A 13,284-nucleotide genomic window follows, 5' to 3' on the forward strand; every position below is an offset into this window, starting at 1 on the left:
GGGCGTCCTGGTCAGAGCATGAAGGTGTCGGTCGGAAGGTCGAGCATGATGCGGCCGACGACTTCGTACATCTGCTGGCCGACCATAACGTGCTGGGTAAGTGTATGCATGTCGCGGAAGTGCCGCTGGAGCGGGCTCGACTCGTAGATCGCCGACCCGCCGCCGAGGTCGTAGCAGATGTCGACCGCCCGGGCGCAGCTGCGGGCGGCGTAGGTGGCAGCCAGCCGGAGCCGCGCCCGCTCAGCAATAGGCAGCGCGTCGCCAGCCTCGGCCGCGGCCCAGGCCGAGGCGACGGCATCCAGGAGAAACGCCCTGCCGGCGCCCAGCAGGGCCTCGGCCTCCGCGAGCCCGGCCTGGGCCGCGGCTCGCTCCGCGAGCACACGGCGGCTCCCGGTCGGCGTCTTCGCGCGGGCGAGGGAGCTGAGCTCGTCGATCGCTGCCCGGGCGATGCCCAGTCCCACGGCCGCCACGCCGATTGCAAGGAGCCCGTACATCGGGAAGCGGTAGAGGGGGCCGTCGACCCAGGGCGGTTCCCCGCCGATGCCGACCGTGTGATGCTCGGGCACGAAGAGGTCGCGGACCTCGTAATCGTGGCTGCCGGTGCCCCGCAGACCGGCTACGTGCCAGGTATCGTGGACCGTGTACGAGCCAGCGGGGAAAAATGCCATCCGGAAGTGGGGATGGCCGGAGGGCAGCATCTCCGGCTTTCCGTCGGCGTCGATGACTGTCACGCCGCCCAGCAGCCATGTGCAGTGCGGCGAGCCGCTGCCATAGGCCCAGCGGCCCGACACGCGGTAGCCTCCGGGGACCCGCTCGGCGGTTCCGCGGGGCATGAGCATCCCCCCGGTGATCGACGCGGGGTCGCCGTGAATCTCCATCGCGCCCTGTTTCGGGAGGAGGGCCGCGGTGAGGCCGGTGGTAGCGGCGATCATCAGGCACCAGCCGGCGGCGCCGTCGCCCTCTGCCACCGTGGCGATACAGTCAACCAGGTCGGCCACTGTGGCCTCGGGGCCGCCAAGTTCGCGCGGAACCAGCATGCGGAAGAGCCCGGCATCGCGCAGTGCCGTTACCACAGGTTCGGCAAGCCGGCGGTCTCGCTCGGTCTGGTCGGCGTATGCGCGCGCAAGCGGGGCGATCGCGCGGGCAGCGTCACGCAGTGACGATACGGCGGCCTGCATGGTGCACCTCCTCGCAGGCCGCGAAGCGTAGGTCCCGGACAGGCCGGGCGCAAGTCTGTGTCAGGCGGCTTTCTTCGAACCGAAGGGCCAGGGGAACCGTCGCTTCTTTTCTTCCCGCTGCTCGGCAGGCCCGGCGAAACCCCGGCCGCATCCCTGGCAGTAGGCGTACACGCTGAGATTCTCACGTCCGCACCACGGACACTTGCGCATTGCCGGAACCCCTCTCTCGAGCTGCAGCGTCGGCCGCTGCGGTGCTCCCAGGCAAATTGTACGGACTTCAGCGGAACCGCCGCGCCGCGAGGATCGGCCAGGTGTCCACGATTTCACCGCCCCTGCGGACGAAGTAGACATCGTGGAGGTTCAGCGTGGTGTCACCATGGCTGGGGATCAGCTCGACCCGGTCCCCGGGGCGGAGGTCGGCGAGGCCGTCGCCCACGAGGATTGCATGCTCCTCGCTCAAGCGCGCGGCTCGGATGCGCCCGTCAACGGAAACGGGCGGGCCGAACTCGTTCGTCAGCGACTTCATGCCGCAATCTGCCACGGCGTACCGCTCCTTCACAGCAATGACCGTCGTCAGGAGCGTCAGCGCAAACCGGAAGTGACCGGGAATGAACGCTTCGTTGTGGAGATCGTTGAAGATATAGGTCCCGGCCTGGAGCTCGGTGACAAAAGGCATACTGGCTGCGATTGGCACACTTGCCGTACCGGAGGTCGAGACCATTGCTGGCGGCAGGCCCGCCTCGTTCAGTGCCTCGACGTGGCTCCGCACCAGCTCCAGCGCATCGCGGATGAGCGCCTCCCGGGCAATGGGGTCGGGCTGACCGTACATGTGCCCCTCGTAGCCCATGACACCCCGGTAGTTGACGCCTTCCTCGACCAGCAGCCGTGCGAGCCGGACCGTTTCGGCGGGTGTCGCGGTGCCGCACCGGCGCATCCCGGCGTCGACTTCGATGACTGCGCCCGCCCGAACGCCTGCCTCGCGGGCGGCCTCCGCCAGCTCGCGGACGTTGAACTCCGATTCGACCGCAACTGTTATGTCGATTTTCCGGGCGAGCAGCGCCATCAGCCGATTCAGCTTCTGCGGACCCACCACCTGGTTGGCGACGAGGATCGGCCCGAGACCGGCATCGGCGAGCACTTCCGCTTCACCGAGCTTCGCTACCGTGATACCGATTGCGCCGGCCGCAAGCTGCATGCGCGCGACCTCTGGACACTTGGGCGTTTTGAAGTGGGGCCGCAGGCGCACATGGCTGCCCGCCAGGAGCCGCTGCATGCTGGCGATATTGTCCTCGACCGCGTCGAGGTCGAGCAGGAGCGCGGGGGTGTCGATGTCATCGAGGCGCATGCGCGGGACTTTACGGCGTCACGGGCGGTCTCGCTACCGTCAGCTGCGGGCGGCCTCCGCGGCGGCGTACTTCGCCCGGCGGGCCTCGCGGGCGCGAAGCGACGGGTTGAGTTCGGCTTTGCGAATTCGAATGGAGCGCGGGGTCACCTCGACCATCTCGTCAGCGGTAATGAGCGTCAGCGCCTGCTCCAGGCTCGGCGGTTGAGGCGGCACGAGCTTGACCGCGATGTCAGCCGTCGAGCTGCGGATATTGGTAAGGTGCTTGGCCCGGCAGACGTTCACGTCGAGGTCGTTCTCCCGTGCGTGGAGCCCAACGACCATCCCGGTGTAGACCTCGTCGCCGGGGCTGATGAACAGGATGCCGCGCTCCTGGGCGGCAGCGATGCCGTAGGCGAGCGCGGTCCCGGTCTCGCTGGCCACCAGGGCGCCGGAGCGGTGCCGGCCGATTTCGCCGGCCCACGGCCGGTATCCAAGGTATTCGGTGTTCATGATGCCCTCGCCGCCGGTTCCCGTGATGAACACGTCGCGGAAGCCGATGAGGCCACGGGTCGGAATATCGAACTCGAAGCGCACGCGCCCATCTTCACCGGAGTGCATGCCGACCATTTGGGCCTTGCGGCCCGAGAGCGCCTCGATGAGGAAGCCGGTCGCCGACTCGGGAGCCTCGATGAACAGGCGCTCGAAGGGCTCCTCGCGCCCATTCGGGCCCTCCCGGAGGATGACCTCTGGGCGGGTGACCGCGAATTCGTACCCCTCGCGCCGCATGGTCTCCACGAGAATCGCGAGGTGCAGTTCGCCGCGGCCGCTGACAATGAACTGGTCCGGCGTCTCGCCGTCTTCGACCCGGAGCGCAATGTTGGTTTCGACCTCGCGGAGCAGCCGTTCGCGGAGCTGCCGGCTGGTGACAAACTGCCCTTCGCGGCCGGCAAACGGCGAGTCGTTCACGCGGAAGGTCATCTTCACCGCAGGCGGTTCGAGGGCAATGGACGGCAGCGGCTCGGTGACGGAAGGGTCGGCGAGCGTCTCGCCAATGAGCACGTCGGGCACGCCGGTGACGGCAACGATGTCGCCGGCGAGGGCCTCCTCGAGCTCCACCCGGTCGAGACCGCGGAAACCGAAGACCTGCCCAATGCGGAAGCTGGCGCGCCCGCCGTCGTGGGCGAACCGCTGGATGGCCATCCCAGGCCGCACGGCCCCATCGTGGATCCGTCCGACCGCGATGCGGCCCCGGTAGCTATCGTAGAGGAGCGTGGTCACCAGCATCCGGAAGGGAGCACCGGCATCGCACTCCGGGCCGGGCACCCGCTCGAGGATGGCGGCGAACAGCGGCGCCATATCGCCGCCGCGCACATCGGGCGACGTGCCGGCGTACCCCTCGCGCGCGCTGGCGTAGATTACCGGGAAATCGAGCTGATACTCCTGTGTCGCAAGCTCGAGGATGAGGTCGGAGGTCAGCTCGAGCACCTCGGCCGGCCGGGCGTTCGGGCGGTCGATTTTGTTGATGACCACGATGGGGTAGAGGCCAAGCTCGAGCGCTTTCCGCAGGACAAACCGGGTCTGAGGCATCGGCCCTTCAGCCGCGTCGACGACGAGCAGGCAGCCATCGGCCATGTTCAGCACGCGCTCAACCTCGCCGCCGAAATCAGCATGGCCCGGGGTATCGATGATGTTGATGCGGACGCCGCGGTGCTCGATGGCGGCGTTTTTGGCCATGATGGTGATCCCCTTCTCCCGCTCGAGGGGGTTGGAGTCGAGGACAAGTTCGCCAACCTGCTCGTTATCGCGGAAGACGTGCGATTGCTTGAGCAGGGCATCGACCAGCGTCGTTTTGCCGTGGTCGACGTGGGCGATGATGGCGACGTTGCGGATGTCGGAGCGGCGCTCGGGCATAGTTCCAGTGTGCGGGAGCGGCTGCACCCGGTGAAGCGGCGACCGGCGCCCGGACCTTTGCGAATCCGCGCGCGGCACCGCACACTGGACATCACTACGACCGGAGGGCCGCGATGAGCAGCAGCTACGACCTGATCCAGGAACTCGTCGCCGGGAAGCGTCCGGACGCCGATATCGTTCGGCCGCAGGACATCATGCCGTTCGTGATCGAGAGCGACGGACGGCGGGAGCGCGCCTACGACATCTACTCGCTCCTGCTGAAGGAGCGGATCGTCTTCCTCGGCACCCCGATCGATGCGATGGTCGCGAACCTCGTCGTCGCCCAGCTTCTCTATCTTGCCCGCGAGGATGATGAGAAGGACATCATGATGTACATCAACTGCCCGGGCGGGAGCGTGACGGCGGGGCTGGCCATCTACGACACCATGAACCTTATCCGCCCGCAGGTTTCCACGCTGTGCATGGGCCTTGCGGCCAGCATGGGCACAGTCATCCTCTGCTCGGGCGCCAAAGGCAAGCGGTACGCGCTTCCGCACAGCACCATTCACCTGCACCAGGTGCTCGGCGGCGCCCAGGGTCAGGCCCGCGATATCGAAATCCAGGCCCGCGAGACGCTCCGCCTCCAGCGCGTGCTTCGCACCATCATTCAGGAGCGGACCGGTCAGCCGATGGAGAAGATCGAACAGGACACCGACCGCGACTTCTGGCTGGACCCGCCTGCGGCCAAGGAGTACGGCCTGATCGACGAAATCCTCGACCGGCCGCCCAAGGGCGAAGGGAGCCCGAACGGGAAAATCGCTGCGGGCTGAGACGGTCACCAGCCCGGACCCTGCGCATCGCGCATGCAACGAGGGCGCTCCGAACGGAGCGCCCTCGTTGTGCCGCGAACCGGGACCGGGCGGCTCAGGCCGCGTTCGCGGCCTCCACGGCCTTCTTCGCCGCTTCGAACAGGCCGTTCGCCCGGATGAGCGGGAGCCCGGACTCCTGAATCAGTTGCTCGCCTTCGGCAAGGTTCGTCCCGACCAGCCGCATCACGACCGGAACGTCGATCTTCATCTGCCGGTGCGCCTCGATGACGCCCTGGGCGATGATGTCGACCCGGGCCATGCCGCCGAAGATGTTCACCAGGATCGCCTTCACGGCCGGGTCCTCGAGGATAACCTTCATGGCGTTGACCACGCGCTGCGGGTCATTGACCGTGCCGATGTCAAGGAAGTTCGCCGGTTCGCCGCCCGCCAGCTTGATAGTATCCATCGTCGCCATAGCGAGGCCCGCGCCGTTCACGATGCAGCCGATGTTGCCGTCGAGTTTGATGAAGTTGGCGACGCCCAGCTGCTGGGCCTTGACCTCGAGCGGGTCCTCCTCGTCGAGGTCGCGCATGGCGGCAAGCTCCTTCTGGCGGAAGAGCGCGTTGTCGTCGATGTTGAGCTTGGCATCGACGGCGACGACCCGGCCATCGGTCGTGAGGGCGAGCGGGTTGATCTCGACAAGGCTGGCATCGGTGGCCATCAGCGTCCGGTAGAGGCCCTCAACCACGCGGCCGAACTGGTCGGCCTGGTCGCCGGTGAAGCCGAGGCGCGCGGCGAGCGTTCGGCCGATGTACGGCGAGTAGCCGGCAGCAGGGGGAACGGGCATTCGAACGATCGCCTCGGGATTTCGGTGCGCGACGACCTCGATCTCCTGCCCACCCTCGGCCGAGGCCATGATCAGCGGGCAGCCCTGCATGCCATCGATAATGGCGGCGAGGTAGTACTCCTTCGCGATGTCGGTCTGCTCGGCGACGAGCACGTGCTTGACGAGCTTGCCTTCAGGGCCGGTCTGAATAGAGACGAGGTACTTCCCGAGGATGGCGGCGGCGGCCTGCTCGGCCTCTTCTGGGGTGTCGGCGAGCCGCACACCGCCGACCCGGTCGCCGCGGACCTTGCCCGAGTAGTTCTCCGGGTCGGAGACCAGTTTCTGGTACATCTCCGCGGTCTCCGCCTGTTCAACGAGGCGGCCCTTGCCGCGGCCGCCCGCGTGGATTTGGGCCTTGACGACGACCTTGCCGCCGAGTTCTTCGGCGATCTTCCGCGCCTCGGCCGGGGTGGCAGCCACGCGGCCTGCCGTCACCGGCACGCCGTTTTTCGCGAGCAGGTCGCGCGCCTGATACTCATGAAGCTTCATGGGGTGCTCCGGTAGGGATTGCGGGAGGAAGCGTACCGCCTCCCGGCGCTAGCCGGTAGCTATCGGCCGGGCCAGGAGGACGGTGATGTTGTCGGGCCCGCCGGCGTCGTTGGCGAGCTCAACCAACCACTCAGCGGCCTCTGCGAGGACCGGCGCGGCCAGGGCATCGCGAAGTGACCCTTCGGGCACGAGCAGGTAAAGCCCGTCGGTGGCGAGGAGGACCCCGGCGCCGAGCTTAACCACACCGACATCCGGCTCGGCCGTATCCGATCCGAGGCAGCGGGTCAAGATGTTGGCGAGCCGCGGGTCCCCGCCCGGCCCCGCGGCAAGATTGTGGTCGTGGCTAATCTGCAGCAGCTCCTCGTCAGCCGCAACGTATAACCGGCTGTCTCCAACGTTGACCCAGCGAACGCGATTGGACTGGATGAGTGCTGCGACCAGCGTGGTTCCGGCCCCGGGCGTGCCAATCCGGGCCGCCTCGCGGCGGAGGTTGGCGTTGGTTTCCCTGGCGACCCGCCCGAGGTCGACGCGATTCGGGGCCGCAGCCCGCGCGCCTTTTGCCCGCACGCCTTGTGCAAACAGGGCGAGGGCATAGCGGCTGGCCCAGGCCCCGTTCGGGTGACCGCCCATCCCGTCAGCCACGCCGAGGAGCAGCCCGGCTGGCGTCTCCTCGGCCAGCCAGGCGTCCTGGTTTTCGTCCCGCCGGCGCCCGATATCCGTCGCCGCAGCCCACTCAATGGAGCCGGCCCGGCCATGTTGAACGTCCGTCATGGCTGAAAATGATACTGCCCCGGTTGCCTGCGGCGACCGGGGCAGTCCAGTTACGTTCGGGGTTCGAACTGCGTCACGCGGGCCGGTCAGTCGCGCCGCGAGGCGGCCCAGCCCATGCCGGCAAACCCGAGCGCGCCGAGACCGGCCATGGCCACCAGCCACCAGGCGCTCGGGGCGTCGGCCGCCGACGTGGATGTGCCCGCCACCGGCGGCCGCGGCGTCGGCGTCGGCGATGGGGAGACCGCCGGGGTCGGAGTGGACCTCGTCAGCGCGAGGTCGAGTTGCGCCAGCTCGTAGTTGCGCCACGAACCGGTCTGGGGCGCAGGGGCTCCGCCAACGATGAACGTGACGGTCGCGCCCGGCGTCCCGCAGTTGGGTTGGGCTGCCGCGCTGGCGACGTCGATGACATAGCGGGCCTGCCCGCCCTGCAGGAAGACGGTTGTCACCCCGCAGCTGGCGCTGCCAACCCGGGCCTCGATGGCTGTCCCCGCGGGGGCGGGCTGGCCGTCAATGGTCACCGTCCCGGCGAACCGCGACGGCGGCTCCGGCGGCGACTGTGCCAGCGCGCCTCCGGCGGAGGCGAGACTCCCGAGGAGGAGCGCTGCGACAAGTGCAGCGCCCGCGGCGAACTTGAAGATGCGCATGCCATTCCTCCAGTGACGCTCGGATCTGGTGCTGGAGACGAGTGTGCGCCCGGGAAATGTTCCGGTGAACTGGATGAGATCGCGGTTGTGTAATTTGCGTGTGAAACGTGAACAGAAGTAAAGCCGTGGTCAATCCCGCTGCGGCGGCAAAGGAGTTACCGCCGGGATCACGTCGGCATTCATGTACCGGCGCAGCGGTTCCGGGATGACGATGCTCCCGTCGGGCTGCTGGTAGTTTTCCATCACTGCGATCACGGTCCGCGGGAGCGCAAGGCCCGATGCATTGAGCATATGCGGGTGGCGGAGCGGCGCGTCCGGGGCCGGGCGGTAGCGGATGTTGGCGCGCCGCGCCTGGAAATCCAGGCAGTTGGAGGCCGAGCTGACTTCCAGCCACTCGCCCTGGCCGGGGGCCCAAACCTCAAGATCGAACGTCCGCGCAGCGTTGAACCCGAGGTCGCCGCTGCACAGCGCGACCACCCGGTGCGGCAGCTCGAGCGCTGCGGCGATGTGCTTCGCCCGGCTCACGAGCAGGTCGAACTCGGCGGGGCTGGCCTCCGGCTCGCAATAGACGAACATCTCGACCTTCTCGAACTGGTGGCCGCGCTTGATGCCGCGCACGTCGCGGCCGGCGCTCATCTTTTCGCGACGAAAGCAGGGCGTATGGGCGACGAACCGCTGCGGCAGCTGGCCGGGCGGGATGATCTCGTCGCGGTGGTAGTTCACGAGTGCGACTTCGGCGGTAGGGATGAAATAGAAGTCCTCCTCGGCGTCGCGGTACAGGTTATCCCGGAATTTCGGCAGCTGGCCGGAGGCGAGCAGCGACGCCTCGGAGAGCATGTACGGCACATACGCTTCCGTGAACCCGGCGGCGACGTGCTCGTCGAGCATGAACTGGATGAGCGCACGCTGCAGCCGGGCGAGCGGACCTTTGAGGACGTAGAACCGCGAGCCCGACATCTTCGCGCCGCGCTCAATGTCCAGCCCATCGACGATGACGCCGAGTTCCCAGTGCGGCCGCGGAACGAAGTCGAACTCCCGGGGCTCACCGACGGTTTCAACGACGACATTCGAGGTCTCGTCCGGGCCCCGGGGAACGGATTCATCGATGATGTTTGGGACCTCGTAGAGACGCCGCTGGAGCTCGTCTTCAATGGAGCGGAGCTTGCCCTCCAGCCGCTCGATTTCGTCACCGACGAGGCGCATTTCAGCGATACGGGCTTCGCGCTCGGCCGGATCTTTGGACGCACCGATGGCCTTGCTCGCGGCGTTGCGCTTTGCCCGGAGACTCTCGACCTGCTGGAGGAGCGCTCGCCGCTGCTCATCAAGCTGGAGAATGCGATCGATGTTGACATCCGCATTCCTGAGCAGCATGTCGCGTCGGACGCGGTCGGTGTTTTCACGGATGAATTGCAGGCTCAGCATCCGGGTACGCTCCCGCGATTCGCGGCTGCCTCGATGGCGCGAATGCCGAGGAGGCGGACGTCCTCGGCAACGGGGACGAGCGTACCACCGGGTTCCGGGAGCGCAACCGCGATGCGCAGATCCTGAAGCGTGACCCAGCGATGCGGGCCGTGCGGCACCGGCGCCTCAAAATCAACCTGCTCGAGGGCCGCAGTGAAATAGACGTGGTCGATGTGCTGGTGGAACGGCTGGTCGGACCGGACGATGTCCTCGATGAGGATGACCGCGGGCGGCGGCAGCACCAGCGGCCGCTCGACGGCGATAAGCCCCGGCGGGGGGATGACTTCCACGGCAAGCCCGGCTTCCTCCCGCGCCTCGCGGATGGCGCCCTGCACGGGGTCTTCGTTTGGCTCGAGGTGGCCGCCCGGTGGAAGCCACATGCGCAGGCCCCGATGCCAGAGGAGCAGGGTTCGGCCTCCGGCAACGATGTAGGCCGTCGCGGTGTGGTGCCGTTCGAGCGGCTCCACGCGTCAGTCCTCGCGCGCCCGCACCGGCGGGAAGAGGATGACCTCGCGGATGGACGGCTGTCCGGTGAGCAGCATCACCAGGCGGTCGACCCCCATGCCGAATCCGCCGGTTGGCGGCATGCCGTGTTCGAGCGCGAAGAGGAAATCTTCATCGACCAGCTCGACTTCTTCATCACCCGCCGCCTTGAGTGCCAGCTGCTGTTCGAACCGCTGCCGCTGATCGAGCGGATCGTTCAGTTCGGTGTAGGCATTCCCGCATTCGAACCCGGCAATAAAGCACTCAAACCGCTCGACGAGGCGCGGGTTTTCGGGCTTGCGCTTGGCGAGCGGCGAAAGCTCGACCGGGTAATCGAGGAGGAATGTCGGCTGGATGAGGTTCGGCTCGACGTAGTGGGACATCGCTTCGTCGGCGAGCTTGCCGTACCCCATCTGGTCGGTGACCGGGAGCCCGCGGCGGCGGAGCTCGTCACGCAGGGTGTCGGAGTCGGTAATCGCCTCGAGATCGGGGCCGCCGAATTCGCGAAGCGCCTCGATGAAGGTCATCCGGCGCCACGGCGGCGCAAGATCGATCTGGTGGCCGCGGAACTCAATGACGGTGGTGCCGAGCACCTGGCGCGCAACGGTGCTGATCATCTCCTCGGTCATCTCGGCTACGTCGTTGTAGTCCGCGTACGCCTCGTAGGATTCGAGCATCGTGAATTCGGGATTGTGCTTAAAGCTCATCCCTTCGTTCCGGAAGTTCCGACCGATTTCGTAGACGCGCTCGAAGCCGCCCACGAGCAGCCGCTTCAGATGGAGCTCGAGGCTGATGCGGAGAACGCGGGGCTCATCGAGGGCATTGAAGTGCGTGACGAACGGGCGGGCCGCCGCACCGCCCTCGCTCACCTGCAGGATCGGCGTCTCGACCTCGAGGAAGCCACGGTCGTCCAAGAACCGCCGGATTGCGGCGACCGTGCGGCTGCGGATTTCGAAGACGCGCCGGGTTTCCTCGTTGGCCATCAGGTCGAGGTAGCGGCGTCGCTGGCGCAGGTCGGGGTCGGAGAGCCCGTGGTACTTCTCGGGGGGCGCATGGAGCGCTTTGGCCAGCATGGTCCAGGTCGACGCCTGGACCGTCGGCTGTCCCGTCCGGGTGCGGATGGGCGTGCCGGTCACGCCGATGAAGTCGCCGAGGTCGACGAGCCGCAGCAGGTCGTATCGATCCGTGGTGTTGGCGCGGAGAAGGACCTGGAGCCGGCCGTACCCATCGAGGAGGTCCATAAACGTCGCCTTGCCCATGTCCCGCCGCGCGACGACGCGGCCGGCAACGCGGACCGTCACGCCTGCCGCTTCAGACTGGTCGGCGGGCAGGGACTCGACCATCGCGACCACCTCGCGGGAGGTATGGGAACGCTCCCATCGCGGGGGGTACGGGTCGATGCCGAGGCGGCGGAGCTCCTCGAGCTTCGCCAGCCGCTGCGCCATCAGTTCATCCACGAACGGCTCCTTCACGACGACGGGCCGCGTCCTGGCGGCCCGTCGCAGCTGGAATTGTGCGCTCGACCGCGGCGTCAGTCGATCTTCAGCACCTTGAGCTTGATGACCCCTTTGGGAACATTCACCGAGACAACATCGCCGACGGCCTTCCCCAGCAGGGCCGTGCCAACCGGGGAATCATTGGAAATCTTCCCGTTGAGCGGGTCGGCCTCTGGAGGGCCGACGATCTTGTAGGTGCGGATGGTACCGTCCTGGTCGACCTCGACGGTGGAGCCGACCACAACCCGCCCGGCCGCATGTGCGGCCTCCTCATCGATGATCTTGGCGCGGCGGAGGATGTCCTCAATCTCGAGAATCCGGCCCTCGACGCGGCCCTGCTCGAGCTTCGCATCATCGTACTCGGCGTCAGCCTGGCTTGAGCCCTGCTCCTGCGCGTTATGGATGAGCTCCGCGACTTCGCGACGCCGAATCCTCAGCTGTTCAAGCTCCTGCTCAAGCTTTGCTTTTCCTTCACGGGTCAGTGGAACGGGCTTATCAGTCATGTCGTACCCTAGCCAATACCGCGCGAGAACAAAGGAACTGAGGCCGCGCGTTGCCTCAGTTCCCGCCGAAGTATACCGATGGCGCTCGTCCGGCGGCAATTTGGGAGATGCGTGACCATATGACGACCGGACCGGGGGAATCCGGCACCAGTGGGACAGTCTGGCGGCCACCGTCCGAGCCCGCACTGCGGTCCCCGGCGGCAGAGCCTCCGCCCAGCCCGCCACCGGCTCCGCCCGCACCGCAGGGCGACCGCCGGTGGCGGCCAGCGCTGATCGTCGGCATCGCCGGGCTGGTCGTCGGGGCAATTACCGGTGGCCTCGCGGGCGGGCTGATCGCCGCGCGTCTCGACGACGATCCCGTGGCTGGCGACGTATCGCGCGGAGAGGCGGGGGGCTCCCTCGACCTCGACCTGACGACCGCAATCACAGCCGCAGCACGGAAGGCAAGCCCGGCAGTCGTCCGCGTTGAAAGCGCGACCCGGCGGAGCCTCGACGTGGGAAGCGGCGTCGTCGTGAGCGCCGAGGGGTACATCGTGACCAACGCTCACGTCGTCATGGGGACCGACCAGCTGAAGGTGGTGTTTGCGGATGGGAGCGAGCGCCCCGCGGTACTCATCGGGCACGACTACCCGTTCAACGACATTGCAGTCCTCCAGGTGGCCCCGGTTGGCCTTTCCGTCATCGAAGTCGGGGATTCGGCCGAGCTCGAGCCGGGGGAAACGGTCCTGGCAATCGGCAACCCGCTCGGCGAGCTCTACGGGTCGGTGACGGTCGGGGTCGTCAGCGGGCTGAACAGGTCCCGCGTGCTCGACGGCATGCGCCACGACGACATCATCCAGACCGATGCGGCAATCAACAGCGGCAACAGCGGCGGCGCGCTGGTGAACCTGGCAGGGCAGCTGGTGGGCATGCCGACGACGATCCTGCGCCAGTCGAACGGCGGGCAGCCGGTTGAGGGCGTGGCTTTCGCCATACCGTCGCGCCGGGTAATGGAGATCGCCAACCTGATCATCGCCGCTCGCGGCCCGATCGCCCGGCCATCACTCCAGCTGGAGCACCTCGATCTGAACGACGAGGTGGCAGCGCGCCTGCCTGCGCTGCCGACCAGCACCGGCGCGGTCGTCCTGGCAGTTGCCCAGGGTGGGGCTGCCGCGCAGGCAGGGGTCCGGGCCGGCGACGTCATCGTGCGGGTCGGCGACACCGCGGTCGACGCGCAAACCCCGCTGCTGAACGCGCTGGCGAAGCATCAGCCGGGCGAAACGGTGAAGGTTGTCCTCAATCGGAATGGCCGCATAATCGAGACCGAGGTCCGACTTGCGAGACGGTCATAGCCAGCTCAACGCCCATGCG

Annotated in this window: 12 protein-coding genes; 2 read left to right on the plus strand and 10 right to left on the minus strand. The window is 67.4% G+C overall.

Features of this window, described 5'->3' with window-relative positions:
* Positions 1–11: 11 nt before the first annotated feature.
* From A9A59_RS09440 to typA, 3 genes are all read right to left on the minus strand, one after another.
* The gene (locus A9A59_RS09440; protein ID WP_098504032.1) at positions 12–1,178 is read right to left on the minus strand and encodes an acyl-CoA dehydrogenase family protein; all 1,167 of its coding nucleotides are present in this window, start codon (positions 1,176–1,178) and stop codon (positions 12–14) included.
* A 277-nt stretch (positions 1,179–1,455) separates the two neighbouring features.
* Entirely contained in the window at positions 1,456–2,523 is a 1,068-nt protein-coding gene (locus A9A59_RS09445) for a DSD1 family PLP-dependent enzyme (RefSeq protein ID WP_098504033.1), read from the minus strand.
* 39 nt (positions 2,524–2,562) lie between these two features.
* Entirely contained in the window at positions 2,563–4,413 is a 1,851-nt protein-coding gene (gene typA, locus A9A59_RS09450; RefSeq protein WP_098504034.1) for a translational GTPase TypA, read from the minus strand.
* Positions 4,414–4,607: 194 nt separating this feature from the next.
* Between typA and A9A59_RS09455 the strand changes: the two genes are divergently transcribed.
* The gene (locus tag A9A59_RS09455; protein ID WP_181950242.1) at positions 4,608–5,222 is read left to right on the plus strand and encodes an ATP-dependent Clp protease proteolytic subunit; all 615 of its coding nucleotides are present in this window, start codon (positions 4,608–4,610) and stop codon (positions 5,220–5,222) included.
* Between the two features lie 94 nt (positions 5,223–5,316).
* Here the strand turns inward: A9A59_RS09455 and sucC are convergent, their stop codons facing one another.
* The 7 genes from sucC to greA all read right to left on the minus strand — a co-directional run bounded on the left by sucC (position 5,317) and on the right by greA (position 11,934).
* Complete coding sequence (gene sucC, locus A9A59_RS09460) at positions 5,317–6,576, minus strand: ADP-forming succinate--CoA ligase subunit beta (protein WP_098504036.1); 1,260 nt, start codon at positions 6,574–6,576, stop codon at positions 5,317–5,319.
* Between the two features lie 48 nt (positions 6,577–6,624).
* Complete coding sequence (locus tag A9A59_RS09465; RefSeq protein WP_098504037.1) at positions 6,625–7,347, minus strand: PP2C family protein-serine/threonine phosphatase; 723 nt, start codon at positions 7,345–7,347, stop codon at positions 6,625–6,627.
* 86 nt (positions 7,348–7,433) lie between these two features.
* Positions 7,434–7,991, minus strand: a complete 558-nt coding sequence (locus tag A9A59_RS09470; RefSeq protein WP_098504038.1) for a hypothetical protein — start codon at positions 7,989–7,991, stop codon at positions 7,434–7,436.
* 129 nt (positions 7,992–8,120) lie between these two features.
* Complete coding sequence (gene serS, locus A9A59_RS09475; protein WP_098504039.1) at positions 8,121–9,413, minus strand: serine--tRNA ligase; 1,293 nt, start codon at positions 9,411–9,413, stop codon at positions 8,121–8,123.
* Positions 9,407–9,919, minus strand: a complete 513-nt coding sequence (locus A9A59_RS09480) for an NUDIX hydrolase (protein ID WP_098504040.1) — start codon at positions 9,917–9,919, stop codon at positions 9,407–9,409. Before A9A59_RS09480 ends, serS begins: the two co-directional genes overlap by 7 nt.
* A gap of 3 nt (positions 9,920–9,922) precedes the next feature.
* Positions 9,923–11,380: a lysine--tRNA ligase gene (gene lysS / locus A9A59_RS09485; protein ID WP_098504858.1), complete on the minus strand. Its 1,458-nt coding sequence runs from the start codon at positions 11,378–11,380 to the stop codon at positions 9,923–9,925.
* 86 nt (positions 11,381–11,466) lie between these two features.
* Positions 11,467–11,934, minus strand: coding sequence for a transcription elongation factor GreA (gene greA, locus A9A59_RS09490; protein WP_098504041.1), 468 nt, complete (start codon positions 11,932–11,934; stop codon positions 11,467–11,469).
* Between the two features lie 119 nt (positions 11,935–12,053).
* Here greA and A9A59_RS09495 point away from each other — a divergent pair, with 119 nt between their 5' ends.
* Entirely contained in the window at positions 12,054–13,265 is a 1,212-nt protein-coding gene (locus tag A9A59_RS09495; RefSeq protein WP_165772635.1) for a S1C family serine protease, read from the plus strand.
* Positions 13,266–13,284 lie beyond the last annotated feature (19 nt).

The sequence above is a fragment of the Tepidiforma thermophila genome (assembly GCF_002563855.1).
GTDB lineage: Bacteria > Chloroflexota > Dehalococcoidia > Tepidiformales > Tepidiformaceae > Tepidiforma > Tepidiforma thermophila.

Excerpts from the sequence above, each read along its gene's own strand:
- A9A59_RS09440 (WP_098504032.1), bottom strand. The coding sequence starts at position 1,178 with ATGCAGGCCGCCGTATCGTCACTGCGTGACGCTGCCCGCGCGATCGCC.
- A9A59_RS09445 (WP_098504033.1), bottom strand. The coding sequence starts at position 2,523 with ATGCGCCTCGATGACATCGACACCCCCGCGCTCCTGCTCGACCTCGAC.
- typA (WP_098504034.1), bottom strand. The coding sequence starts at position 4,413 with ATGCCCGAGCGCCGCTCCGACATCCGCAACGTCGCCATCATCGCCCAC.
- A9A59_RS09455 (WP_181950242.1), top strand. The coding sequence starts at position 4,608 with ATGCCGTTCGTGATCGAGAGCGACGGACGGCGGGAGCGCGCCTACGAC.
- sucC (WP_098504036.1), bottom strand. The coding sequence starts at position 6,576 with ATGAAGCTTCATGAGTATCAGGCGCGCGACCTGCTCGCGAAAAACGGC.
- A9A59_RS09465 (WP_098504037.1), bottom strand. The coding sequence starts at position 7,347 with ATGACGGACGTTCAACATGGCCGGGCCGGCTCCATTGAGTGGGCTGCG.
- A9A59_RS09470 (WP_098504038.1), bottom strand. The coding sequence starts at position 7,991 with ATGCGCATCTTCAAGTTCGCCGCGGGCGCTGCACTTGTCGCAGCGCTC.
- serS (WP_098504039.1), bottom strand. The coding sequence starts at position 9,413 with ATGCTGAGCCTGCAATTCATCCGTGAAAACACCGACCGCGTCCGACGC.
- lysS (WP_098504858.1), bottom strand. The coding sequence starts at position 11,380 with ATGGCGCAGCGGCTGGCGAAGCTCGAGGAGCTCCGCCGCCTCGGCATC.
- greA (WP_098504041.1), bottom strand. The coding sequence starts at position 11,934 with ATGACTGATAAGCCCGTTCCACTGACCCGTGAAGGAAAAGCAAAGCTT.
- A9A59_RS09495 (WP_165772635.1), top strand. The coding sequence starts at position 12,054 with ATGACGACCGGACCGGGGGAATCCGGCACCAGTGGGACAGTCTGGCGG.